Below are 26,628 nucleotides of genomic sequence, written 5' to 3'. Positions count from 1 at the left end.
TTTACCGTGAAAACCTTTACACAATCTGAAAACATTTTCACTGAATCGTATGAGATACTTTCTTTAGAGAAAAGAAAGAAGGTGAAACCAATTGATTTATACCTGCACCTTAAATCCTGCTATTGACCTATATATTGCATTAAAAGAAATGCGGGCAGATACAGTCAACCGCACGGAAGATGAGGATTATCAGCCGAATGGAAAAGGTGTTAATGTGTCCATTATGCTAAAGAAATATGGCTTCACCAGCACTGCATTAGGATTTATTGCTGGGTTTTCAGGTTCATATATTGAACAATCGTTAAAAGTTCTCTCCATTCAAACTGATTTTATCCCAGTGGATGGGATTACACGCATTAATGTATTTATTAACACAACGGAAGAATACAAGCTTGTGAATCAAGGACCTGCTATTGAGGCAAAAGCGCTTGATGCCTTTCGCGAAAAAATCTCGACCATTCCAAAAGGCAGCATCTTCATTATGTCAGGGAGTCTGCCTAAAGGCGTTCCTGCTAGCATTTTCTCAGAGATAGCCGCTATTTGTCATCAAAACAACGTGAAATTTATTTTAGACACAAGCTCTAAGGCGGTTTTAGAAACACTTCAATACAAACCATATTTACTAAAACCAAATGAAGAAGAGATTGCCGCATTTTTTGGAAAAACCCACCGTTTATCAGAAACAGAACTCGTTGAATCAGGACGAAAGCTGATCGAGATGGGTGCAGAGCAAGTACTCATTTCCCGAGGAGGAGAAGGTGCACTATTCCTTACAAACGAAGCCGTATTAAAAGGAAATGCACCAATAGGAACGGTCGTAAACACGGCTTGTTCTGGTGATGCCATGCTCGCTGCATTCCTAAGTAAACAGCTGGAAGGACAACCTCATGAAGAATGCTTACGCTATGGCATTGCAACAGGGGCATCTACCGCCTTTTCAAAAGGGTTAAGTGATTTACATGACATTGATTCATTAATTGAGCAAATACACATTCAGAACATATAAGGGGGAGTTCACATGAGCCGCAAGAAAATTGTCGCTGCCACTGGCTGTCCAACAGGCATTGCGCACACATTTATGGCAGCTGAGGCATTAAAAATCGCAGCTGAGCAATTAGGGGTCGACATCAAAGTTGAAACGCATGGTCAAGTAGGAATTGAAAACGCTTTAACGGATCAAGACATTTTGGAGGCCGATGGGGTCATTGTCGCTGCTGACAAAGATGTGAATACAGATCGTTTTCACGGCAAACCACTCATTGAAGTGCCTGTAGCCAAGGGTATTCGCACACCAAACGAACTGATTCAAGGCATTATCAATGGAGAAGCCCCCGTTCATCAAGTGAAAGGAAGAGCTTCTGGAACAGAAACAACATCTGCGCCTTCATCAGCTCAACAAAAGTCAGCGAATAAGTGGATACACACCATCTACAAACATTTAATGAACGGTGTATCACACATGCTTCCATTTGTTGTTGGAGGCGGGGTCTTAATTGCTTTATCTTTTCTATTCGGTATTTACTCAGCTGATCCTCAGCATGAAACGTATCATCCGTTCGCTGCCTACTTGAAAAACATTGGCGGGCTCGGCTTTAGCTTAATGGTACCTATTTTAGCAGCATTTATCGCTGATTCAATCGCGAAACGCCCAGGGATGGTTGTCGGATTTATCGGTGGCTTGCTTGCAAACGATGGAGGCGCTGGATTCTTAGGTGGTATTATCGCAGGTTTTGCAGCAGGGTATATCATCGTACTTCTTCAATTCCTGCTTCAAAAATTACCAGCATCACTAGACGGATTAAAATCAATTTTCATCTATCCTGTCATTGGTATTTTCTTAATTGGGGCTGTCATGACCCCGCTATTAGTTCCAATTACAGGGCTAAATAATTCATTAATGGATTTTCTCTCATCAGTTCAATCCACAAATCCATTGCTTTTAGGTTTAATTGTTGGAGCCATGTGTGGATTTGATATGGGAGGACCTTTTAACAAAGCAGCCTATGTCACAGGAACGGCTTTACTCGCAGAAGGTAACCTTTACTTCATGGCAGGGGTGTCAGCAGCATGTATCACACCGCCGCTTATCATTGCGATTGCCACAACGATTTTCCGAAAACATTTTACACCACAAGAACGAAATGCTGGGATGATCAACTATATTCTCGGAGCGACTCATATTACCGAAGGAGCCATTCCATTTGCAGCAAAAAACCCAGTCGTTGTCCTGCCAATTATCATGTTTGGTTCCGCCATCTCTGCTATATTGACGTATCTCTTTGGCGTACAGGTTCCTGCTCCACACGGTGGATTCCTTGTCCTTCCAGTCGTCACAGGCGCATTTCAGTGGGTGCTTTCCATACTCATCGGTTCACTTGTAGGTGCGATTTTATACGGGCTTTACCGCAAGAAAATAGACAAACCCGCAGTTTAATAGGGAGGAAGAGAAATGATGGAACATATTTATATGAATCTACATGAAACAGCTTCTTCACAGGCTGGCGTTTTCGCAGCCATAGCTGACATTGCCTCTAAAGCAGGGATTTGTACATCTCCTGAGGCTGTCAAAAAAGGACTAGCTGAAAGAGAAGCTCTGAGTACAACCGGCTTTCAAGATGGATTTGCCATTCCGCATACACAGTCAGACACCATCACAAAACCGGCACTCGTCATCGTCCGTACAGAAACCGGAATCGAATGGGACGCTTTTGATGGAAAGCCTTGCTTTTTCTTCTTATCCTTACTCATTCCAAAAAGTGAAGCAGGAACCACTCACTTACAAGCACTTTCTGCTCTTTCACGCGGATTAATGGATGAAACGAAACGGCAAAAACTGCTCGAAACAAGAACAAATGAAGAAATGCTCGCTGTATTAAAAACAGATATTTTGACGAGAGAGGATGTTTGACCATGCCTTTACTTTCCACAACACCTATGCTTGAAGCAGCAAAAAAAGAAAAATACGGAATTGTCGCATTCAATGTACATTCCTTTGATAGTATTTACTGGGTACTCGAAACGGCAGCTGAATTAAAATCACCTGTCATTTTGCAAACAACGGTTGGCACGGTCCAATCGCTTGGCGCAAAAGCCATTGCAGATACAGTAAAGGCGGCAGCTGATCAATACCAAATACCAATCGGCCTTCATCTCGATCATTGCACTGATTTTGATGTGATTCTTACTTGTATACGAGCAGGATATACATCCGTGATGATCGATGCTTCCATGCATTCATATGAAGAAAATGTACGCCGCACAAAAGAAGTGGTTGACCTTGCCTTAAAAGTAGGTGTGAATGTAGAAGCTGAGTTAGGCAAGGTAGGCGGGGTAGAAGATGATATTGTCGTGGATGAAAAGGATGCTCAAAAAGCCATTCCATCAGAATGCCGTCAATTTGTAGAAGAAACTAGTGTACCTACTTTAGCACCTGCGATCGGCACGGCCCACGGCATTTATAAAGGGGTGCCGAATATCGACTTTGACCGCATTGAACAAATTGCAGCGCTTGTCGATGTGCCGCTTGTCCTTCATGGTGGTTCAGCTGTACCAGATGAGGATGTCAAAAGATGTGTCGCACTCGGTATGGCAAAGGTCAATGTGTCCACTGAACTGAAAAATGCATACTCTGAAGCGATTCGTGATCATTTCTCAAACGAACCTGAAAGCTTAGATCCGCGTATGTATTTACAAAAAGCAAAACAAGCAGCCAAAGACATGGTCACATCTAAAATAAAGATCGTTGGCAGTGAAGGAAAAGCCCAACTTTTATATCAATAAGATGAAAAAAAGCAGAGCCGCATCGCTCTGCTTTTTTCACATTATTCGCTTTCTTTCATTTCATTTGATGTACGTACTCGTGCATTTCCCATAAATACGACCGTAATCGCCGCAAGTGCAATCGGGAATAAAGCAATCATAAATACATACGTAATACTTTGTGACATCGCATCAATCACTTTATTTAAAATATCAGGCGGAATTTGTGAGCGTGCCCCCTCTTGAAAAATGGCTTGTGGATCACCAACTTGAGAAGAAGCTCCTTTCATTCCGCTAAAAGCATCTGCTAAACGATTTGTCAGGACATTGGTTTGAATCGTTCCAAAAATCGTCACGCCTAAAGTCATCCCAAGTGATCTCATGAACGAATTGGTAGAATTAGCACTGCCGCGGTAGCGCGGAGAGAGATCATTCATTGAAGCAGATGGCAGAAGGGAGAAGCTAAATCCAACGCCAAAACCTGAAATCATCATAAAGAGCGTAAGCCACAATCTTGCTGTATCAGGCGACATATTGGCAAGCAGCAGCATCCCAGCAAAAAATGAAATCACAGAGATGGTCATTAATCGTCTAAAAGGTACTTTCGTCTGCATCGTTCCGCCAATCATACTGCCAATCACGGAACCAATCATCATCGGTGTTAAAATGAACCCGGCACTTGTTGCAGATTCACCGTACACCGCCTGGACGAAGATAGGAATAAAGACAGCTAGAATAATAAACGTCCCGCCATATAAAAACGCCAAGATTTGAGATGTCGCAAACAGACGATTTTTAAACATCCAAAATGAAATAATCGGTTCTTCTGCCTTCCGTTCAACAATGAAGAAGATGGTGCCAAAGACAACAAACACAGCAAATAGTGTCAAGATTTGAACAGAATCCCACGCATACGATTTACCGCCAAGCTCAAGAGCGAACATTAAACTGACAACCGCAACGACAAGTGTAATGGCACCTGACCAGTCAATTTTCTGCTTACGATGCTCGAGCGATTCTTGATAAAATTTGGCGATCAAGAACACACTGACGATACCAATTGGTACGTTAATATAAAACACCCAATGCCAGCCGATCGAATCCGTAATAATTGCTCCTAACAGCGGTCCTAATACACTGGATAGACCAAAAACTGCACCAAACATACCGGACATTTTCCCGCGCTTTTCTGGCGGGAAGATATCAAAGATAATCGTGAAAGCGATCGGAAGAAGAGCACCGCCTCCAAGTCCTTGAATCGCACGGTAAATAATAAGCTGATCCATCGTTTGTGCGATGCCGCACAGCGCAGATCCAATTAAAAAGAAAATAAGTCCAAACAGAAAAAAACGCTTTCGACCATACATATCTGAAAGCTTTCCATAAATCGGCATACCGGCCATCACTGCCACCATATAAGAAGCAGTCACCCAAGCAAATTTATCAAAACTGCCCAAATCGGCGACGATGCTTCCCATTGCTGTTGCGACAATGGTGTTGTCCATCGCTGCCATAAAAATCCCTAACAGCAAACCGATGACAACAAAGCGAGTGGATGCCTTGCCTTTATGATCCACGTTATTCATTTCATTTACCTCCTGCTTACGTTCTCTTCACTTTTTTGCTATGATCAAGTTAATTATAAAGTAAGAGAACATTTATCTTGATGATCAAGATAAATTGATTTTAAAGGGAGGAGAACAAGTTGTCAACAAAGAACGAGGCAGAAGATCGAGCGGATCAGATCATTCATACGATGAGACGCCTTGCTACACGAACAGTCCTATTTCACCAAGCAGCCGCTCAATCGCTCGGCCTTTTCCCAACAGATCTCAAATCAGCAGATTTGTTAAACGAACTTGGACCACTCACAGCAGGTGAATTAAGTGAAAAAACCGGTCTTAGCTCAGGTGCGGTCACAGCTCTCATTGACCGGTTAGAAAAAGCAGGCTACGTCAAAAGGGAGAAGGACCCAAAAGACAAGCGAAGGGTCATCATTGTTCCATTAACGGCTGGGAAATCACAAGTGAAGGAACTCTTTCAATCTTTATCGGCATCAACTAAACAGCTCACAAACGAATACAAACAAGAAGATTTAGACTTGATCATTCAATTTATTAACGAAGCAGCAGATATTATGGACCAAGAGCTACAATTGCTTAAGTCTAAGTCTTAAGAGAGCACAATGTTAAGGGGGAGCTTTTCTTTGAAAAATAAAATAGCGAGGATATGCTTCTGATCATTTACATATTAAGTACTGTTTTTGTATCTTTATTCCTATTTAATGACAAACTTCGTATTGGTAAAATTGACCTCGTCAATGAATAGGAAGGAGTGAATTCTTCTGGGCAAGATACTTGATGCAAAAGCACTAACCAGTGCCATGGATACAAGGGCAAAACACTATCAGGAACTCCGCGAACAAATGATAGATTTAAAAAAGGCATTACAAGGTGTTGCCAACCTCGGTGACGACTTCACTGGAAAAGGTGCCGATAACATTAAAAGCTTCTACAAAGAACTCGCCGGAAATGTGGACATGTTTATTAATTTCATTGATAAACAAAAAGCCTTTCATGAAGGTGTTTCTGGGACACTTGATGATACAAATTTTGGCGGCGACACCTTTGTTGAAGAACACTTTTTAGACAATGCCGTTCATATGGGCATCAAAAACGCCAAAAGCATTGTAAAAGATCAAAAAAAGGCACTCAAAACCATTTTTCAAGATATAGATGACCTCATTTCACTAGAGGTATTTGATAGCCAAACTTTTGATGAAAAAATAGAAGATGCGGAAGACGAGCGAAAAAAGACAGTGAAAGACCTAAGAGAACTTGATCAAAATCTAAAAGATGAATATGCTTTGTCAGAGACGGAGCAGCAGGCTACAATGGCATTGTACGCAGAAATGATCAATGCCACAAATGACGGAAAGTCCATTTCGCCTATGAATTTTGACAAGAAAGCGTATCAAAATAGCGAAATCTACAAGGCAAAAAGCGATATTGAGAAGCAAACTTCTGAATATCTAAAAATCAAAAAAGATCAAGAAGAAGCCCGCAAGATTGCAAAGGAACAAGAAGCACTAGCCAACCGTCCGTGGTATGAAAAAGCTCTTGATTACGGAGGAAATATTGTCAATGAACTGACAGGCGTGAACGATGCAAAACGTGCCGCAACAGGTGTCGATCCGATCACAGGTGAAGAACTCACCGCAGGACAGCGAGTCGCCGCAGGCGGCATGGCAGCAGCAGGATATATCCCAATCGTCGGTTGGGCAGGACGCATTTTCAAAGGCGGAAAAGCCGTCTATAAAACGACTCAAGCCACGTCCGCCGCAGTCAGAGCAGTCGACATTTACAAGACATCACAAAAATCTTTTGATGCGTTGAAAACATCACAAAAAGGCTTATATGGCCTCACCGCAACAAACGGCTTCAGCGAAGCGATTACGGGTCGAGATATGTTTGGAAATAAAGTCTCGAAAGAACAGCAGGAAGCGAGTATGAATGCGGCTTTGGGAATGCTTTTGCCGTTTGGGGCGAAAGGGTTTCATGGAAAGGTGGGAATTCAGGGTGCAGGTGGACATTCTGCTAGAAGAACTGTAATTAGTCCAGAAATTGAAGCTAAGATTCTAGAAGGACAACGGAAAGTCCCCAAAAATCAGTTAATAGGTGGACATTCGCCTAGAATTAATAATGATAATGAAAAATTTGCAGTTGAAGTATTATCAACAAATGCGGATGGTACAAAAAATGTTGTATTTACAAAACAGTTTTCTGATGGAAATATCTCTAAGATTAAAAAAAGCACGCTCTTTCCTGATTCTTGGAAGGATGAGAAAATTCTCAAAAGTATTACCGATGTTGGAGATACAGCAGCTATTTCATCAAGATTAAGAGATAGAGCAACTTGGCATAGAGCACGTATTGATGGTGTAGAAATTGATGTGATTAAAGTGGGGAAAGATGTAACTAGCGGGTATCCGACAGGTACAGAAAATGCTTTACGCCCATCAGGATTTTAATTTAAATGGAGGTATTAAATGTGTTTAAGGAATTAGATAATCTTTTATCTGCTGATACAACGGTAGATTCGTGGTATGACGACGGGTGTTTGATTGCTAGTGAGATTCTCTCGGATTTTAGCCTGAACGATTGGGAAGAATTATCAAATCAGGTGCGCAATAAGCCAATAGAGTGGCAGCGGAAAATTGCGTATTGTCTGGATAATGAGTGCAATGAATATGAGTTGAAAATTTTAATGGATTTGTTGAATACTAATGATAAAGAACTATTTGAGATCTGTATTGATACATTGAGAAGTTTTCCAATTGAGGAAGGCAAAAAATTGATATTGGAGCATCCTCAAATTTTAGAACGTGTAAATAATGTGTTGGCTACTACTGCGAATTCACCAGTAAAATTAGTTCTTCAAGATTTCCTTTCAAAAATGAATTCAAATTAGTTCATTTTTAATGAGATTATACAAAAAAACCTTGAATGGCTTAATACCTTTCAAGGTTTTTGGTGTTATTGGACTTCAAGCAGAGCGGCAGCGGTACATATGGTGTTCCTCGCTGGATTGGTAACATCGTCAATATGTACGGAGCACGCAAGGCAGAAGAACTGAACTATCTGTACTTTAAACAAGGTCGGCATGTGCCGGCAGTTATTACAGTGGAAAATGGAATGCTGTCCGAGTCTTCCTATCAGCAGCTGCAAGAGTACATGAACGGCATTGAAGGTTCAGACAATGCACATAAGTTTCTTTTGCTTGAAGTCGAAGGGATTCCTAAAAAGAAAAAGGACAAAGTAAGCAATGACGAAGACCCTGCACCTGTGAAAGTTGAAATAAAATCACTGGCCGAGATTCTTCAGGAGGATGCGCTGTTTCTTGAATACGACGAGAAGACGAGAAACAAGATACGTTCTTCTTTCCGTCTGCCGCCGATCTACACAGGCGAATCAAAGGATTATAACAAGGCTACAGCAGATACCGCTCGAAAGACAACGGAAGAGCAGGTATTTCAGCCGGAAAGAATGATCTTCACTGGCAAGTTCAACACACTCTTTCTTCCTGATCTCGATCTCTGGCATGTGCGACTCATATTAAATGGTCCGACTTTCGTGATCCGCTCGAAATTGCTAAGGTTCTTACACCGTTTATTCAAGCAGGAGCGGTTTCACCAAATGACCTTCGTGATCTGGCTGGCCGTATTCTTGGGAAAACGTTAGAAGAATGGCCTGAAGAACAATACCACAGACCGATTGAGACTAAGCCAAAGGCATCAACTAGCTTGCTTGATACGGTTTTTCAGAAGTCAGCAGGTTCTCAGAATGAATTGGTATCGATCCTCAAAGACCTTAGGGATGAACTAGAGGAGATCCGCAAATGAGAAAGATTGATCAGTTGATAAAAAACATCAATACCTTTGTGCGAAAAGCGGAGTCGGATGAGGTCGAGGAACTAGAAGCAGCTGTAGCTGATTTTCCGGAACTTAAGGATATACCCTCTTTGGTGGAAGAGTACGAGAAAACCACCGCAAAACTTCTCAAATTGCAACGCAGGACGTTTTTAAATGCTCTGAATGGTTTTATCCAAGGACGATTCGGAAACGTTAGAATCAATTCTGGCGTTCTTTCAAAATGACTTGTTTGCAGCTGATGAATTTGCGGAGCTGTTTGGAAAAGAAACGCCCATTTTCTTGACGCTGACCGTCACGCAGCTGGCCGAGAAAATCATGCATTCCATCGATGCGGATATTCCATTCAAGGTACTTTCTGAGAAAACTGAACAGTGGATTGAATCATGGTCGCAGGAGTTGGCGCAGCTGATGAAACTGAATACTCATACAGCCATTGAGCAAACGTTGAAAGAGGGTATAAAAGAAGGCCGCTCTATCCAAGAGATTGAACTGGAGCTGAAGGACAGCCGCAAGCGCGCGTGTAACAGCCATAACTGAAGTGTTGACCGCTTCTTCCGTCGCTCAACATGAATCCTATGTCCAACCTCCAGCTGTGACGGCGAAACAATGGAAACACAGCGGCGGGAAAAAGAATCAGTCCAGAGAAAGTCATGTGCAGCTGGATGGAACAATCATTCCTCTCGATGAAGAATTTGAGATACCAGGCAGCGGAGAGCGGTGCATGTTTCCGAGAGATACACAGCTTACGCCAAAAGAGCGAGTAAATTGTCATTGTGCGGTTGGTCCTGTGGTTGATCCTGTTATTCTAGGATTGTCAGCTGAGGAAAAAGAAGAGATTAGAAGAGAGAATTATTTAACATGAAATTAATGTATGTAATGCTAAAATTTATTATATAATCATTCGTTTTTGTGATATCTTTATTTTATATTAAAAATAAAGAGGTTATTAAAATGGATAATCCAATAAATTCTGGAGACACAATGAGTAATGATACAAAACCCGATATTAACCGCCTTGAGAGAGAAAAGACCTCATTAAAACTTAGGGAAAAATTTAAGAAAGCTGTGTTTCTTTTAGGTGGATTATGCTATATAGTTTTTAGTTTAGTTTTTTTCTCATTTATTAGAACGGAAGCTAGTAATGTGATGATCTTAATTTGTTCTTTAGCAGGTATCGCCCTGATTGTAATACCATATATAATACCAAATCAACGATTCATCACAATGATGCATGATATTGATATGGAAATTGACTTGTTACAGAGTGATGATCCCACGATAAATAGGAGTGAGATCCTATTCAAACAACATGATTTACAATTGAAAAGATATTATGATCTTAATCTAAGGCAAAACTCTTTTGTGTTTTGGGTTGGGATTTGTTGTATTGTTTTAGGTTTTATATTTTTAGGAATAACAATGTATTTAATATCAAGTAATATATTAGGTGATTCACAAAACAAAATAATAGTAGCTGCAACCGGTACACTTGCAGGAATACTCTCTAATTTTATTGGAGCTATTTACTTGAAAATGCACACCAATTCGATTAAATCTTTAACTCAGTTTCATAATAGAATTGTTAATACACATCATTTTTATTTCAGCAACTTTCTAATCTCTCAAATAAGTGATGAACACAAAAGACAAGAAACTTTGGCAAACCTAGCTTTAAATATAAGCAATGATAAATCCACGGAGGGCAAAATTGAATAATACGGGATTAGTATAAATTATTAGAAATGTTTTTTGAGAAGAGATAAACACTTATAAATATGGGGTTTTAATAGTGTGAATTCTGCATTACTTTGGGAGTGAGGGGAATTTATGAATTGGTTGGAATTCTTTTCTAAGATTATAGATTCTATGGTTTGGCCTTTAGTTTGGGTTATAGTGATTATTATTTTTAAAGAGCCATTAAGCGGTATTCTTAATAAAGTTGGTGGCTTGTTGAGCTTTAAATATAAAGATATTGTACAAGTTGAGTTTAAGGAAGATTTAATTAATCTTGAACAAGTAAGTAAAGAAATCAAAACCAGTCAAAATAATGAAGAAAATCTATATAACATGAATGAACATGATACCGAAGCTGAAACTGATGAACATGAAATCGAATATAAAATTTATGAGGATTTGGCAAAAAAATCGCCTGAGCAAGCTGCTTATTCAGCTTGGTTAGAACTCGAGAAGGAACTAAGATATGCACTAGTTAGGTTAAACAAGGAGACAATGGATGATATACCGCAGATAGTCAAATATCTTCTTCTTAATAACTATATATCAACTCCGATGGCAAATAGCATTCTCGGGTCTTGGCATTTAAGGAATGATCTTGTTAAAAACCCAGATGCAGTATCTCTTGATTCTGATGATGCTATTAGGTATTTATCAATAGTATTTAAATTAATTAAGTCCCTAAAAGAAATCAGTGGAGAGTATTATAATAGTGGTGAAGGAACTGTCTGATTGAAAGACAGTTTTTTCTTTTGAAAGGAGGTGAATGAAATGCCACGCGAATTGATAAACGCAAAAATCACACACGTTTCATACGTAGACAAAGCTGCTAACCAAAAGCAGTTTTTTTCGTTAAGTCAGAAAAAGAAAATGACTTTCAAAAAGAGATCAAGGTCATTGCAAAAGCTGATGATGCGCAGCGTCTTGTGTATGGTATTGTTTATGAACCAAACGTAGCAGATGCACATGGAGACTATATGACACCAGAAGAAATTGAAAAAGCCGCTCATGGGTTCCTGAAGGATGCACGTGAGATCGACAAGCAGCATGATTTCCAAGGCGGTGTCGGGGAAGTCGTTGAATCGTACATTGCTCCGTCTGACTTTGAAATGGGCGGGGAGCTGATTCAAAAAGGATCTTGGGTACTTGTGACAAAAGCCTCTGATGAAATTTGGGAACAGATTCAAAAGGGTGAGATCACTGGATATTCAATGGCCGGAACAGCAGACATAGGAAAACAAGAGGATCACAAGCCAGCTTCTGATGAGAAGGGGCTTTTTTCTTTGCTCAAAAACTTCTTTTTATCAAAAGGAGAAGTGAAGAACAGGTACGACAAAGGCCGCATGCGTCGTGAGTTTTGGGCGGCACAAGATGCACTGAATTCCGTTTTGTATAAATGGGATTCTTACGACGATGAAGACTTGGAGACTGATCCTAACAAGGTTAGGTCAGCACTGCAAGATTTTGTGGAAATCACACAAGAGATTTTGCTTACTGATGACTTAGCGGTGATCCAAACTGATCCACCTGAAGAAGTCGCAAAAGCAGGTAGAAAGTTTTCAGCTGCTAACTTAACTGAATTGAAAAATGCCAGAGAGCAGCTATCGACAATCTGTTGAGTCAAGAGGCGGTTGAAATTGCTCAATGGGGCATTCGGAAGCTGATCACATAGCAAGGCAATTAAAAGCAGAAAAAGGGTTCTTTTTATACAAATCTCAAAGCACACTCGCTTGAGTGTGCTATTTCTTAAGGCAAAAGAAGCACCCAAAAGCTGCACAATACTTACTGAAGACATTTGGACTTCTTTGGCGCATGCAAGTTGATTAGACTTATAACCAAAGGGAAGAAGGGAGGGATTCCAACTGCACTTAACCAAGAGGGGCACGACTTTATTATCGATGTTGCTTCACACGACCACTTATCTATCAATTGAAGATTTACAGAATCGACTGAATGTCTCTACTCGAACTGTCTACGCTGAAATTAAGCGAATGAATAGTTGGCTGGAAACCCATCAGCTTAGTGGCGTCCAGCGAAAAGATCAACGAGGCTACTATTTAAATCCACACGAGAAAGAAGTCATTATTGAAAAAGCTGACACCGTTCTAGTCGGTCATGACTATGAACCATGTGTAAAAGAAAGACGTGCCATCTTGCTCCTATCCATTGCATGCAGTGAGAAGCATCTAAAAATTGATGATTTTATGGAGATGACGAAGGTAAGCCGCAATACACTGCTTGAAGATATGAAACAACTAAAAGAAGCACTTTCAAAACAGCAGCTTACACTTCATTATCAGGCGGCCAGTGGCTATTTAATTTCAGGAGAAGAAAGAACAATTCGGTTGGCACTGAAACCTCATATTCATTTCATTCGCAACATGATAAAAAATGAAAAAACATTTCCATCGGTTTGGTTAAAGGGTCCTATCTCATATAAGAGAATACATGCTCTCCTTCAACAGTCCGAACAAGATCTGAAGCTTGAGTTTGCAGATGACATGCTGGATCAGCTGTCTATGGATCTCTTTTTCTACTTTAAACGGATGAAGCTAGGACGTGCTGTACACATTTCAACAGAAGAAAAACGAACACTGCAGGAAACAGATGAATGCTTGGCTGCTATTCGTTTCATGGCGCAAATTCAAAAAGAAACCAGTCTTTTGGTTCATGATGATGAAATCTATTTTCTTAGTACGCTATGGCTCAGTGCCAAAAAACAAAAACTTCCATCAAGTCAAAAACCAGAAGAACATCTCATTCGAACCATTGCGAGACAAATGATCATTGACTTTCAGCGTTATGCGTGTATTTCCTTCCAGGAAGTAGAAGTCTTGGAACAAAACTTAACCATGCATTTAATTCCTGCCTATTATAGGCTCATCTATCACATTGATATCATCAATGAATTAACAGATTCCATGAAACATGCACAGCCAGAGGTGTTTGACATCACGCAAAAGGTTGCTTGCCATTTAGAGAAGGCGACCTGTTCAAAGATGAGCGATCATGAAATTGCCTATGTGGCGATGCATTTTGGCGGCTGGATGAGAAGAGAAGGGATTTCGTCGATTGCGAAACGTTCTGTTTACATTGTTTGTGGAGAAGGAATTGGCACAAGTCACATGCTGAAAACGCAGCTTCTTGAATTAATCGGCTACATCGACATACGCGGACTGTTATCAAAACGTTCATATGAAGAATTAACATCCATTGATGTCGACTTTGTTGTATCAACGACACCTATTTCGTTTAAAGGAAAACCTGTTCATCTCGTTCACCCTATTCTCACTGCTTATGAGAAAAAAACATTGCTTCAATATGGAGAAGGCTCAGAACCTAAGCTTGATGAGCAACATGTGAATGCTTTATTCAATATCATTCAGCAGCATACCATCGTTCAAAATGAAAAAGCATTGCTTCATGACTTGAAGGAGCTGCTTCATTCCACATATGTATCACACCAGAAAGGGTGGAAACCAGTGTTAAACGATTTATTAACAGAAGAAACCATTCAGCTCCAGCAAACAGCAGACACATGGCAGGAGGCCATTACAAAAGCAGCGCAGCCTTTGCTTGATCAACAAGCGATTCAGGAAAGTTATGTGAAAGCGATGATCCAGTCTGTTCATCAAAATGGCCCTTATATTGTGATTGCGCCACAAGTGGCGATTCCGCATGCCAGGCCAGAGGATGGCGTGAACAAATTAAGCATGTCACTTATGTCATGTCATCAGCCCGTTTTCTTTTCAAAGGATGGAAAAAAGCAAGTTCGGCTCATCATTGTATTAGCTGCCATTGACAGTATGACCCACCTGAAAGCACTCAAACAGCTGACGATGCTGTTAAGTGAAGAAAAACGGGTGAGACAATTGATTGAAGCAGAGGAATTAGCAACCATCCAACAACTAATCAATCAATTTTCACAAGTATAAAGGAGGAAAAAGAGAATGAAAAAAATTCTAGTTGTATGCGGAAACGGTTTAGGAAGCAGCTTTATTGTTGAAATGAATGTCAAAAAGGCTTTAGAAGAATTAGGACTTTTAGCGGAAGTGGATCACACCGATCTCAGTACAAGCAAAAATGAACAAGCAGACCTCTATATCGGAGCAACAGACATTATCGATCAGCTGGATGACGGCACAAGAAAGGTCGCTGGATTAAATAACTTGTTAGACCAGGAAGCCATTAAAGACGTCCTTCGTAAACACATATAATCGACGGAAAAAGGGGGATTCACATCATGATAGAACTGATCATGAACGATATATTGGGCACACCCGCAATTCTCATCGGTTTGTTTGCACTGGCTGGTTTACTTTTGCAGAAAAAGTCAGCTGCCGATACTGTATCAGGCACCTTAAAAACAACAATGGGTTTTTTAATATTAGGAGCGGGCGCCACAGTCGTATCTGATTCACTTGGGGTTTTCAGGAAGATGTTTGAAGCAGCCTTTCACATTCAAGGGGTTGTCCCAAATACAGATGCCATGGCGGCCATTGCCCAAAAGGAATTCGGTACACAGACAGCGCTCATTATGATTTTTGGTATGGTGGTCAATTTGCTTTTGGCAAAATTCACACCCTTTAAATACGTCTTTTTAACTGGGCATCATACGCTATATATGGCGGCTATGCTTGCAGTCGTTCTGTCAACAGCCGGCATGCAAGGAACGCTGCTGATCACCACTGGTTCAATCGTATTAGGTGCAGCGATGGTCATTGCTCCCGCAATCCTTCAGCCGTTTACAAGGAAAGTCACTGGAAGTGATGATCTGGCACTCGGTCATTTCAGTACGTTCGGCTATTTTACAGCGGGAATGATCGGCAAATGGGTCGGGCGCCCAGAGAAATCAACGGAAACCATTCAAGTGCCTAAATCACTCGGTTTTCTAAGAGATACATCGGTGGCCATCTCCATTACGATGGCTTTGCTTTTCTTTGCGATTGCACCGTTTGCGGGAATTTCATTCATAGAAAACATTAGTGGTGGTACGAATTTTGCTGTCTTCATTCTCATTCAGGCCATTACCTTTGCTGCTGGGGTGTACATTATTTTAGCAGGTGTACGGATGGCAATCGGGGAAATTGTGCCTGCTTTCAAAGGGATTGCCGATCGTTTCGTTAAAGGGGCAAAGCCGGCACTTGATGCGCCAACTGTTTTCCCATTTGCTCCAAATGCGGTGATCATCGGTTTTTTATGCAGTTTTGCTGGAGGCATCGTGTCTATTTTCCTTCTTCCTTTGTTTGGTTTAATTGTCATTGTTCCTGGACTTGTGCCACACTTTTTCTGCGGTGCGACAGCGGGCGTATATGGCAATGCAACAGGGGGAGTGAGAGGTGCAGTCGCCGGTTCCTTTGTGAATGGAATACTCCTTTCATTTTTACCAGCTTGTTTACTTCCTGTGTTAGGCACTCTTGGCTTTGAAGGGACAACATTTGGCGATACAGACTTCGGTATCATCGGAATCTTGATTGGATTGATCAAATTTTTATTCCATCTTTAAAAAGGAGGCATTTCAGGATGACAGCTATTTTCTCACCTTCATTGATGTGCATGGATTTAACGCACTTCCGTGAACAAATTCAGCTTCTGAACACAAGGGCAGACCGTTATCATGTCGACGTCATGGATGGTCATTATGTAAAAAATATGACCTTATCACCCTTTTTCATTGAACAACTTCGGAAACTGACAGACGTTCCGATTGATGTTCATCTAATGGCCGAACAGCCTCAGGAATTTTTAATTGATGCATGTATTGATGCAGGCGCAACGATGATTTGTTTACATCCAGAAGTGGTGCAAAAAGACGTTTTTCGAATCATTCGGCATATCCACGAAAGAAAGTGTGAGGTCGGCTTTGTTCTCAATCCCGCCACACCAGTTGCAGCATTAGATGCTTTTATTCATTTAATAGACCGGGTGACGATCATGACAATTGATCCAGGGTTTGCGGGTCAGCCTTTTATCAAAGAAATGCTTCCGAAAATGAAAGAGGTGAAAGAAATCAAAGAGAAGGGGGGATACTCATTTTCAATTGAGGTAGACGGCTCTTGTAATGAAAGCACGTTCCGGTTGCTTGCTGAGGCAGGAAATGAAATTTACATCATCGGCACCTCAGGTTTATTTGGACTTCACGAAGAATTAGATAAAGCATGGGAAATAATGAAGCAATTGTTCGCAAAAGAAACAGCCACAATGAAATCACCTTAGTAAAAAAGAGGATGAAGCCCATCCTCTTTTTTACGCAATTTTACTAAACAAACTATCTCCTTATCAAAACATACTCAAAAACTTCATAAAAGCACAAATTTATAATTGAAAGCGCTTTATTTATGTGTTATTCTTCAAATATCTTTAGTAAACATTTAGTCAAAAATGATGAGGAGTTTGCCTATGACTACACTCAAAGATATTGCTCATGATGCAAAAGTATCCGTCTCTACTGTATCCCGTGTGTTAAATGGCGACCAAACGCTTGCCGTTTCACACGCAACAAGACAAAACATCCTCGACATAGCTAAGAAATTAAACTATACCCCAGTCAGAGCAAGAAAAGCCGATCAAGCAGAAGTTAAAAGCCCACCCGCATCCCCAGTCATCGGTGTCGTTGTCGCCCAATCCATTGACGAAGAATTAAATGATCCTTTTTTTTCATCGATTCGAAAAGGAATTGAAAAAGAATATGCCAAACAAGGTCTGTCTACTCTCCATACCTTTCGCCTAAGAAACATGGACAAAGGGGCGATACTAAAGGATATTGACGGTTTGATTGTCATTGGACGAATCAGCCCTGATACGGTTGAAAAGATGACAAACCGAATGGAACATATCGTTTTTATCAATCATTATGCGGATGAAGATTTGTATGATTGTGTACATGTGGATTTTGTCAGGGCGGCAGATCGTGCCATTCGTCATCTGCAATCTCTCGGCTACACACATCTAGGCTATATTGGCGGGAAAGAGAGGGAGCATTATTTCGAAGGAAATGCTGTGATTGAGGACGAAAGACAAACAACTTTTATCAAAAGAATGCAAGAAGCGGGAACTCTTCATATGAATGACATCCACATAGGCGAATATTCGATGCAAGAAGGCTACTCGCTTATGCAAAAAGCCATACAGAAAGGAAAGCTTCCAGAAGCCTTTTTTATCGGAAGTGACTCTATGGCAATAGGCGCTATGCGTGCGCTACATGAAGCCGGTCTTCGTGTACCTCAAGATGTCTCAATCGTGGGGTTTAATGATATCGAAGCCGCTTCCTTTTCAAGCCCGCCGCTCACAACGGTCAAAGTATATACAGAAGAAATGGGGGAAGTAGGTCTAAAGCTTTTGCTTGAGCGGATAGAAGGCAGAAAGCTTCCTCTAAAAGTCGTCGTGCCAACAAAGCTCATGCAAAGAGGCAGCACATGCCCAATCCATGAAAGGGGGTGAATAAGCATTTCAGTAAACAAAAAAGAGACAAAAAAGCAGGAAGGGAGCTGCTGAGCATGATGGCCAGATCATGCTGAAAACAACGCAGTTTACCCAATTGCTCTCTTATCTCTTTGAAAAGAATAGAATTCCAGTATAATGGACTTCTTTTGTTTCCGCAACTGCATGAATTCTACCTATAATCGTCTGAATTTTCAGTGATCAAAAGGAGGAAACGATGAATAAAAAAAATTTGATGCTGTGTGTAGCTCTAGTTTTGTCGATAATCTTGTCTGCTTGTGGCAATAACGGTGCGTCTGAAGCAAACGGAAAAGTGACCTTGACTCTATTCTCTACAATGAGCAACAGCGGGGAGAGAAAAGCATTTGAAGAAGTGATCCGTGACTTTGAAAAAGAACATCAAAACATCCGAATTGATGCCAACTTCCCTGGCAACAGCTATGAAGATATGATACGCGTCAAAATGGGCGCAAACGACATGCCAGACCTATTTGATACACACGGCTGGGCCAAGCTGCGATATAGCGAATACGTGGCTGATCTAAAGGAGATGGACTGGGTAAAACAACTCGATCCTTCACTCGATCAAATTTTAAAAGACAAAGATGGCAAAGTCTATGCCTATCCGCTGAATCAAGCAAAAGACGGACTTAGTTTTAATGCCAATCTATTAAAAGAATATGGCATAAAAGTTCCTAAAACACTGGATGAACTGAGAACTGCTTTACAGACTGTCAAAGAAAAAAGTAAAGGAGACGTTGTGCCGCTCTGGATTCCAGGAGGCGATAATTCAAATATTGCCCAAGTCTTTGATGAGCTGGCAACGCCTTTACTCATTACCGATCAAAAACATCAATACGGAAAAGACCTTGAAAATGGATCATTTGATTGGTCTCAATATACACCGCTTGCACAGTTTATGAAGGAGCTGAAAGATCAAGACCTTTTAAACAAAGATGTACTCACGGCGAAACTATCTCAAGCACCTGAGCTAATGGCACAAAACAAAATCGCTTTCACCTTTGTGGGAGGATCTTTAGGACCTGAGGCGACTGAACTCAATCAATCGATCAAAGTAGGCACCATGCCCGTACCAGCGATTCATGAAGGAGATGAGCAAAGCTGGATTGGCGGGGAACGCTTTACTGTTGCGGCATGGAAAGACTCAAAGCATCTAAAAGAAGCACAACAATTCATTGACTTTTTAGCAAAGCCTGAAAACGCAAAAAAAATCGCAGAGGGCACTTCCTCTGAAACGGCTTTAAAAGAAGTCAAAGCCAAAAACTATTACTCTACATTTTACGAGCAATATGAAGATATTAAGATTGAACCATATTTTGATCGGAAATACTTACCGAGCGGCATGTGGGCTGTCATGGCAACGACCGGTCAAGAATTATTAGCAGGCTCCATCACACCGGAACAACTATCGAAGAAAATGGAAGAGGAATATAAGCGCCTGAAAAAACAATAGCAGGCTCATGCTGAAACAGGAGTGAAGCCAATGAGTGACATCACAAAAGAAAAACAGGCGGCGACATTTACCTCTTTTCCAAAACAGAAGATGAAAAATAGCCAAAATTCTTCACTTTGGTGGATGTATCTGCCTGCTGTTCTCGTTGTCAGTGCCTTTATCATTTATCCCTTTTTTAACGGGATTCAGCTTTCTTTTACAAATTGGAACGGTTTCTCACAACAGTATAAGTGGATCGGACTTGATCAATACAAACGGCTACTGCAAGATCCAACCACATGGCTTGTTGTGAAAAATACCCTTCTTTACGGCATCGGGAGCACCATCTTACAAAATATGATTGGTCTTGGATATGCACTCTTATTAAATCAAAGTTTAAAAATGAGAGCCATCACAAGAACGGTGATCTATTTACCCGTCATGATCAGCCCGATTGCCATGGGCTATATTTGGTATTTTGTCTTTGCGTACCAAGGTGGTGCTTTAAACGACGTTGTTACCCTTTTTGGATTTGATCCAATGAACGCACTTGGTAATCCGCAGCTAAACACTTGGATCATTGTGTTTGTGAATACGTATCAATTCGTCGGGATTGCCATGATCATTTATTTAGCAGGACTCCAAAGCATTCCTAAAGATTATTATGAAGCAGCACAACTCGACGGAGCTTCAGGTCTTCAGCAATTTTGGCGCATCACATTACCGCTTTTAATGCCATCTATTACCATCAATGTTGTGCTCAATGTCATCGGTGGACTTAAATTATTTGATGTCATTGTCGCGCTCACTGGCGGAGGACCCGGAGATTCCTCGCAATCGATGTCGACTTTTATGTACGATTTGTATTTCAAACGACAGGATGCAGGCTATGCAGCGACGCAAGGTGTTTTCATGGCTGTTATCATCCTTGTCGTTAGTGTCGCAGCGCTCATTTATTTCAAACGAAAGGAGACCGAGGTGTGATGGATAACGCCTATAAACGAAAGAAAAGATGGTACTCCTTACTCGCCCTTTTGATTACATTGCTGCACCTGATTCCATTTTATATTTTAGTCACGACCTCTCTAAAGGGGATAGGAGATTTTAGCTCAAAATGGCTGTTCCCATCAACGCTTCATTTTGAAAACTTTCTGATGGCATGGACAGATGCTCAGCTTGGCCAGTCCTTTTTGAATACAGTGATCATTACGTTCAGCTCCGCTGCCCTACTCATCATCTTTGGATCACTTGCCGCCTATCCACTCGCAAGAAGAGGAACAAAGCTGAATCAAGCGGTCTATCTCTTATTCATTGCCATTATGGTCATACCGCCGCTCACCGCCCTTGTCCCGCTATACAAAATGGTTGTACAAATTGGCATGATGAATACTTATCAAATCGCTATTTTAAACAATGTTGCTGCTTTTTTACCACTGACGATTTTTCTATATGCCGGTTTTATCCGGTCGACGATTCCCAAGGAGCTTGAAGAAGCCGCTCGTATTGATGGCGCGGGAACACTTAGAGTCTTTTTCACCGTCGTTTTTCCGCTGCTGAAGCCGATTACCGCTTCTGTTTTAATCATTGCCTGTGTGTATATTTGGAACGACTATCAATTTGCCATCTTCTTCTTGCAAGATAAAGAGATGCATACACTTACAGTCGCCTTATCCAATTTCTTTGGTCAAAATCAACACCAGCTCCAGCTAGTTGGCGCCGCTGCTCTTATTGCGATGCTGCCAATGGTCACGATGTTTTTACTTTTGCAAAAATACTTTATCGCAGGGCTGTCTCAAGGCTCTGTTAAAGGGTAATCCAACCTTGATGTAAAAAGGAGTGTCGTCTATGTCTAAAATTACATTTATCGGTGCAGGAAGTACCGTGTTTGCTAAAAATATATTAGGAGATTGTCTGTTCGTTCCCGCACTTGCCGGCTTTGAATTTGCGTTATATGATATCGACCACAACCGGCTGAAAGAATCAGAAACGATGCTGCGTCACTTAAAAGAGAACTACGGTGCACATGTGACTATTCAGTCGTATCACAACCGGAAAGAAGCCTTAAAGAATGCGAAATATGTCATCAATGCCATCCAGGTGGGAGGCTATCAGCCAAGCACTGTCATTGATTTTGAGATTCCAAAAAAATATGGATTAAGACAAACGATTGCGGATACAGTTGGCATCGGCGGCATTTTCCGTTCACTTCGAACCATTCCCGTGATGCTGGACTTCGCAAAGGATATGGAAGAGGTGTGTCCACACGCCTTATTATTAAATTACACGAATCCAATGGCCACACTGACTGGCGCTATGCTGCGTTATACTCGGGTTCAAACGGTTGGTCTTTGCCATAGCGTACAGGTGTGTACGAAAGATTTATTTCAATCACTTGAAATGGACCATGAAGGCATTGAAGAAAAAATTGCCGGCATTAATCACATGGCATGGTTATTAGAAGTAAAACGGGACGGTCAAGACTTGTATCCAGAAATCAAAGCAAGAGCAAAAGAAAAACAAAAAACGCGGCATCCAGATATGGTTCGTTTTGAACTAATGGATAAATTCGGCTACTATGTCACCGAATCCTCAGAGCACAATGCAGAATATCATCCGTATTTTATCAAATCTCGTTATCCAGAACTGATTGGACAGTTTAACATTCCGCTCGATGAATACCCAAGACGCTGCGAGGAACAAATCAACAATTGGAATACGATGAAACATGACCTTGTGGGAAACACACAGATCACGCATACGCGCTCTAAAGAATATGGTTCACGTATCATTGAAGCGATTGAAACGAACGTTCCCTTTAAATTTGGTGGAAATGTACTGAACACAGGTGGACTCATTCACAATCTTCCTGAAAAAGCCTGTGTCGAAGTGCCATGTGTTGCAGACCGGAGCGGTATCATGCCATGTTATATCGGAGAGATACCTGAACAATTGGCTGGACTCAACCGGACCAATATCAGCTCACAGCTCATGACGATTGAAGCTGCAATCAGCGGCAAAAAAGAACACATTTACCAAGCGGCATTATTAGACCCGCATACAAGTGCTGAATTATCAATTGATGACACCATCAAACTATGTAATGAATTAATTGAAGCACACGGGGAGATGCTCCCGGCTTATACAGAGCCGAGTCAATACGCAATTTCTTCTAAATAACTAACATAAACAGTCTTAGCCTGATGCACCTGGCATCAGGTTTTTTTAGATCAACAAACTGATCATTGACTGGAAGCGTTTTTAATATTATGATTTTTCTAAAGTTAACCAACAGTTAACCAAAAATACATCATCAATTAGTTAACATGCTCATGACACACAGACAAAACGACCTAAAAGGGGGACAGATCTTCGGAACCAAAAGAGCTAGAAGGTTTAGACTTCACATGTTTTATCAGAACGTAAAGCAAAGCTGTGGTTTCATTTGACAAAGAGTGTATACAGATGAAGACCCCTTAGATGAGACAATGACGATAAATCAACACACGATTGCATCACAATCCAAACAAAGAGGAGAGAGGGAACATGACCAAAACAGATGTACAAACGTTGAAAAATTATATTGGCGGACAATGGGTGGACGCCGAAACGAACCAAACGGAAGCTGTTTATAATCCAGCTACTGGCGAAGTCATCGCAGAAGTACCGCTTTCAACAAAAACGGATGTAGAACATGCAGTCCAAGCAGCACAAGAAGCGTTCACCACTTGGTCTAAAACAGCTGTTCCCCGGCGGGCACGTATTTTATTTAAATACCAACAGTTACTCGTTGAGAAATGGGATGAGTTGGCTGAACTCGTCACGCTGGAAAACGGAAAAAGTGTAACAGAAGCAAAAGGAGAGGTGCAGCGAGGAATTGAATGTGTGGAATTTGCCGCTGGTGCACCAACCTTAATGATGGGGAAACAACTGCCTGATATTGCGACTGGTCTAGAGTCTGGCATGTACCGCTACCCAATTGGCGTCATCGGCGGCATTACCCCGTTTAACTTTCCGATGATGGTCCCATGCTGGATGTTCCCGCTTGCCATCGCCTGCGGAAATACATTTGTTTTAAAGCCTTCAGAACGAACGCCAATCCTTGCTGCACGGTTAGCAGAACTATTTGAAGAAGCGGGACTTCCAAAAGGTGTGCTCAACATTGTCAATGGCGCTCACGATGTAGTAAACGGTCTGCTTGAACACGAAAAGGTAAAAGCCATTTCGTTTGTCGGCTCTCAGCCAGTCGCAGAATACGTCTATAAAAAAGGGACATCACAAGGTAAACGTGTCCAAGCACTTGCCGGTGCAAAAAATCACTCCATCGTCTTGAAAGATGCTGATTTAGAATCAGCCACAAAACAAATCATTGGCGCTGCTTTTGGATCAGCAGGTGAACGCTGCATGGCAGCAGCCGTTGTCGCAGTGGAAGAAGACGTGGCGGACAACTTGATTCAAAAATTGGTCGATGAATCCAACCAGCTTGTCATAGGAAACGGAATAAATGAAGATGTCTTTCTCGGACCAGTCATTCGGAAAGAGCATAAAGAACGAACTCTTCAATATATCCAATCAGGAATTGAAGAAGGCGCAAGCCTGATTCGTGATGGCAGACAAGATAACGAAACAAATGGAGAAGGGTATTTTGTCGGACCAACGATCTTTGATCATGTCACAAATCAAATGAAAATCTGGCAGGACGAGATTTTTGCCCCAGTCTTATCCATTGTCCGTGTCTCATCACTCGCAGAAGCAATCGATCTGTCCAATCAATCAAAATTCGCAAACGGGGCCTGCCTATACACAGACAGCGCTTCAAGCATAAGAGAATTTCGTGAAAACATCGAAGCCGGCATGTTAGGCATTAACATTGGTGTTCCTGCTCCAATGGCTTTCTTCCCATTTTCCGGCTGGAAAGATTCCTTCTACGGAGACTTGCACGCCAATGGAACAGACGGAGTAGAGTTTTACACGAGAAAGAAAATGGTGACCGCTCGGTATATGTAGAAGTACATTTATTGAACATTGAGAAAGAATGCAGCTCCAAAATGGAGACTGCATTTTTTTGTTGTCTTCTAGTTAAAAAGTAAGGGTTTTCATCGCACTCTTTACAGGGTTTCACAGGGAGAAATCATTCTTTGTATTCATTCTTCATCACGAAACATCAACATAATTTGAAATTGGGCCTAAACCCCAATATCAGGAAGATGAAAACAGGAGGAAATGACACGATGAGGACGAGGATGAAGTGCAGCGTTTGTTTATTGATTTTCACTTTGGTACTGAGTTGTTTGCCGGTATATGAAGCGAATGCGGCAAGCACTCCTATTGCCAAGCAAGTAGGAAATGCAAACCCGCTCATTGACCATCACTTAGGAGCAGATCCGTTTGCGCTTACCTATAACGGAAGAGTGTACCTTTATATGTCGAGTGATGACTATGAATATCAAAGCAACGGAACGATTAAGGACAATTCATTTGCAAATCTGAATAGAGTATTCGTCATCTCTTCGGCGGATATGGTCAACTGGACCGATCACGGAGCGATTCCAGTTGCGGGGGCAAATGGGGCAAACGGCGGCAGAGGCATTGCCAAATGGGCAGGCGCATCATGGGCCCCATCAGCAGCGGTAAAGAAGATCAACGGAAAGGATAAATTTTTCCTTTATTTCGCTAACAGCGGCGGAGGGATAGGTGTCCTTACAGCAGACAGCCCGATCGGCCCATGGACTGATCCGATTGGAAAACCACTCGTTACGCCAAGTACACCTGGCATGTCCGGAGTTGTATGGCTTTTTGATCCGGCCGTATTTGTAGATGATGACGGTACTGGTTATCTATATGCCGGCGGAGGCGTTCCAGGTGGTTCCAATCCAACGCAGGGACAATGGGCAAATCCTAAAACAGCAAGAGTCTTGAAGCTAGGTGCTGATATGACAAGTGTGGCCAGTAGCGCATCCACCATTGATGCTCCTTTTATGTTTGAAGACTCAGGGATGCATAAGTATAACGGAACCTATTACTATTCCTATTGCATCAATTTTGGCGGCTCACATCCTGCTGATAAACCACCTGGTGAAATCGGCTATATGACGAGCTCAAGTCCGATGGGACCCTTCACGTATAAAGGACACTTTCTGAAAAATCCGGGTGCTTTTTTTGGTGGCGGCGGTAACAACCATCATGCGGTGTTCAATTTTAAAAATGAGTGGTATGTGGTGTATCATACGCAAACCGTTAGCTCTGCATTATACGGAAGCGGCAAAGGCTATCGCTCTCCACATATTAACAAGCTTGTGCATAATGCAGATGGCTCCCTTCGAGAAGTAGCAGCCAATTATGAAGGAGTGAAACAGCTATCTAATCTGAATCCATATCAACGTGTTGAAGCTGAAACATTCGCTTGGAATGGACGCATTTTGACAGAAGCCTCGTCAGCACCCGGAGGACCAGTGAATAACCAGCATGTCACCAATATTCAAAATGGCGATTGGGTCGCTTTAGGGAATGTAGACTTTGGTTCAAATGGCGCTAGAACATTTAAAGCCAATGTCGCATCGACAGTAGGCGGGAAAATAGAAGTACGCCTTGGCAGCGCGAACGGCAGACTGGTCGGTACACTGAATGTCCCTTCCACCGGTGGAACACAAAACTGGCGGGAAATAGAAACATCGATTAACGGCGCATCCGGAGTGCACAACGTATTTTTTGTCTTTACCGGAACAGGCGGGGGAAATCTATTCCAATTTGATTCTTGGCAGTTTACTCAAAGGTAGCGAATAAAGGTGCTTAAATGTTTGATAGAGGAGTGGGA

Annotated in this window: 20 protein-coding genes and 4 pseudogenes; 23 read left to right on the top strand and 1 reads right to left on the bottom strand. The window is 41.6% G+C overall.

All coding sequences use genetic code 11. The features are described 5' to 3' along the window. The first annotated feature begins 91 nt into the window (after positions 1-91). From pfkB to M2369_RS12545, 4 genes are read left to right on the top strand one after another with little or no spacing between them, the layout of a single operon-like run. On the top strand, positions 92-1,006 hold the full coding sequence (pfkB, locus tag M2369_RS12560; protein WP_259254447.1) for a 1-phosphofructokinase: 915 nt from the start codon (positions 92-94) through the stop codon (positions 1,004-1,006). A gap of 12 nt (positions 1,007-1,018) precedes the next feature. Then, positions 1,019-2,434 carry a PTS fructose transporter subunit IIC gene (locus M2369_RS12555; RefSeq protein ID WP_024718281.1) on the top strand — a complete coding sequence of 472 codons (1,416 nt, stop codon included), beginning with the start codon at positions 1,019-1,021 and terminating at the stop codon, positions 2,432-2,434. 15 nt (positions 2,435-2,449) lie between these two features. Then, positions 2,450-2,908 carry a PTS sugar transporter subunit IIA gene (locus M2369_RS12550; RefSeq protein WP_039167830.1) on the top strand — a complete coding sequence of 153 codons (459 nt, stop codon included), beginning with the start codon at positions 2,450-2,452 and terminating at the stop codon, positions 2,906-2,908. A 2-nt stretch (positions 2,909-2,910) separates the two neighbouring features. Next, entirely contained in the window at positions 2,911-3,780 is an 870-nt protein-coding gene (locus M2369_RS12545; RefSeq protein WP_259254445.1) for a class II fructose-bisphosphate aldolase, read from the top strand. Between the two features lie 43 nt (positions 3,781-3,823). Here the strand turns inward: M2369_RS12545 and M2369_RS12540 are convergent. Further along, a pseudogene (locus tag M2369_RS12540) lies at positions 3,824-5,345 on the bottom strand (MDR family MFS transporter); the annotation flags it as partial. Between the two features lie 119 nt (positions 5,346-5,464). Between M2369_RS12540 and M2369_RS12535 the strand changes: the two are divergent. From M2369_RS12535 to M2369_RS12445, 19 genes and pseudogenes are all read left to right on the top strand, one after another. Beyond that, positions 5,465-5,935, top strand: a complete 471-nt coding sequence (locus M2369_RS12535; RefSeq protein WP_178930229.1) for a MarR family winged helix-turn-helix transcriptional regulator — start codon at positions 5,465-5,467, stop codon at positions 5,933-5,935. A gap of 207 nt (positions 5,936-6,142) precedes the next feature. Beyond that, entirely contained in the window at positions 6,143-7,789 is a 1,647-nt protein-coding gene (locus M2369_RS12530; RefSeq protein WP_396126113.1) for a T7SS effector LXG polymorphic toxin, read from the top strand. A gap of 20 nt (positions 7,790-7,809) precedes the next feature. Then, the gene (locus M2369_RS12525) at positions 7,810-8,229 is read left to right on the top strand and encodes a hypothetical protein (RefSeq protein WP_017367369.1); all 420 of its coding nucleotides are present in this window, start codon (positions 7,810-7,812) and stop codon (positions 8,227-8,229) included. Positions 8,230-8,315: 86 nt separating this feature from the next. Next, a pseudogene (locus M2369_RS12520) lies at positions 8,316-9,160 on the top strand (phage portal protein); the annotation flags it as partial. Further along, positions 9,157-10,052, top strand: a pseudogene (locus tag M2369_RS12515) (phage minor head protein). The pseudogenes M2369_RS12520 and M2369_RS12515, both read left to right, overlap by 4 nt. Positions 10,053-10,141: 89 nt before the next feature. Next, entirely contained in the window at positions 10,142-10,906 is a 765-nt protein-coding gene (locus M2369_RS12510) for a TRADD-N-associated membrane domain-containing protein (protein WP_259254443.1), read from the top strand. Between the two features lie 111 nt (positions 10,907-11,017). Beyond that, positions 11,018-11,656, top strand: a complete 639-nt coding sequence (locus tag M2369_RS12505) for a hypothetical protein (protein ID WP_243825343.1) — start codon at positions 11,018-11,020, stop codon at positions 11,654-11,656. Positions 11,657-11,695: 39 nt separating this feature from the next. Next, a pseudogene (locus M2369_RS12500) lies at positions 11,696-12,235 on the top strand (XkdF-like putative serine protease domain-containing protein); the annotation flags it as partial. A 551-nt stretch (positions 12,236-12,786) separates the two neighbouring features. Further along, positions 12,787-14,859 carry a BglG family transcription antiterminator gene (locus M2369_RS12495; RefSeq protein ID WP_259254614.1) on the top strand — a complete coding sequence of 691 codons (2,073 nt, stop codon included), beginning with the start codon at positions 12,787-12,789 and terminating at the stop codon, positions 14,857-14,859. A gap of 15 nt (positions 14,860-14,874) precedes the next feature. Further along, entirely contained in the window at positions 14,875-15,141 is a 267-nt protein-coding gene (locus M2369_RS12490) for a PTS sugar transporter subunit IIB (RefSeq protein WP_017359544.1), read from the top strand. A gap of 26 nt (positions 15,142-15,167) precedes the next feature. After that, entirely contained in the window at positions 15,168-16,430 is a 1,263-nt protein-coding gene (locus M2369_RS12485) for a PTS ascorbate transporter subunit IIC (RefSeq protein WP_259254439.1), read from the top strand. Between the two features lie 17 nt (positions 16,431-16,447). Further along, positions 16,448-17,140 carry a D-allulose 6-phosphate 3-epimerase gene (gene alsE, locus M2369_RS12480; protein ID WP_008343724.1) on the top strand — a complete coding sequence of 231 codons (693 nt, stop codon included), beginning with the start codon at positions 16,448-16,450 and terminating at the stop codon, positions 17,138-17,140. A gap of 183 nt (positions 17,141-17,323) precedes the next feature. Next, on the top strand, positions 17,324-18,364 hold the full coding sequence (locus tag M2369_RS12475; RefSeq protein WP_024719056.1) for a LacI family DNA-binding transcriptional regulator: 1,041 nt from the start codon (positions 17,324-17,326) through the stop codon (positions 18,362-18,364). Positions 18,365-18,581: 217 nt separating this feature from the next. Continuing rightward, positions 18,582-19,838: an ABC transporter substrate-binding protein gene (locus tag M2369_RS12470; RefSeq protein WP_178896715.1), complete on the top strand. Its 1,257-nt coding sequence runs from the start codon at positions 18,582-18,584 to the stop codon at positions 19,836-19,838. Between the two features lie 30 nt (positions 19,839-19,868). After that, positions 19,869-20,801: a carbohydrate ABC transporter permease gene (locus M2369_RS12465; RefSeq protein ID WP_041092754.1), complete on the top strand. Its 933-nt coding sequence runs from the start codon at positions 19,869-19,871 to the stop codon at positions 20,799-20,801. Next, entirely contained in the window at positions 20,801-21,631 is an 831-nt protein-coding gene (locus tag M2369_RS12460) for a carbohydrate ABC transporter permease (protein WP_007499267.1), read from the top strand. Before M2369_RS12465 ends, M2369_RS12460 begins: the two co-directional genes overlap by 1 nt. A 31-nt stretch (positions 21,632-21,662) precedes the next feature. Continuing rightward, positions 21,663-22,994 (top strand): alpha-glucosidase/alpha-galactosidase, encoded by a 1,332-nt coding sequence (gene melA / locus M2369_RS12455; protein ID WP_007499268.1) that lies wholly within the window; start codon positions 21,663-21,665, stop codon positions 22,992-22,994. Between the two features lie 366 nt (positions 22,995-23,360). Further along, positions 23,361-24,821 carry a CoA-acylating methylmalonate-semialdehyde dehydrogenase gene (locus M2369_RS12450; protein WP_259254437.1) on the top strand — a complete coding sequence of 487 codons (1,461 nt, stop codon included), beginning with the start codon at positions 23,361-23,363 and terminating at the stop codon, positions 24,819-24,821. Between the two features lie 224 nt (positions 24,822-25,045). Then, positions 25,046-26,590, top strand: a complete 1,545-nt coding sequence (locus M2369_RS12445; protein ID WP_056408605.1) for a glycoside hydrolase family 43 protein — start codon at positions 25,046-25,048, stop codon at positions 26,588-26,590. The last annotated feature ends 38 nt before the right edge of the window (positions 26,591-26,628 follow it).

This window comes from Bacillus sp. JUb11 (assembly GCF_024807925.1).
GTDB lineage: Bacteria > Bacillota > Bacilli > Bacillales > Bacillaceae > Bacillus > Bacillus altitudinis.
This window is presented reverse-complemented; position numbering and strand designations above follow the sequence as displayed.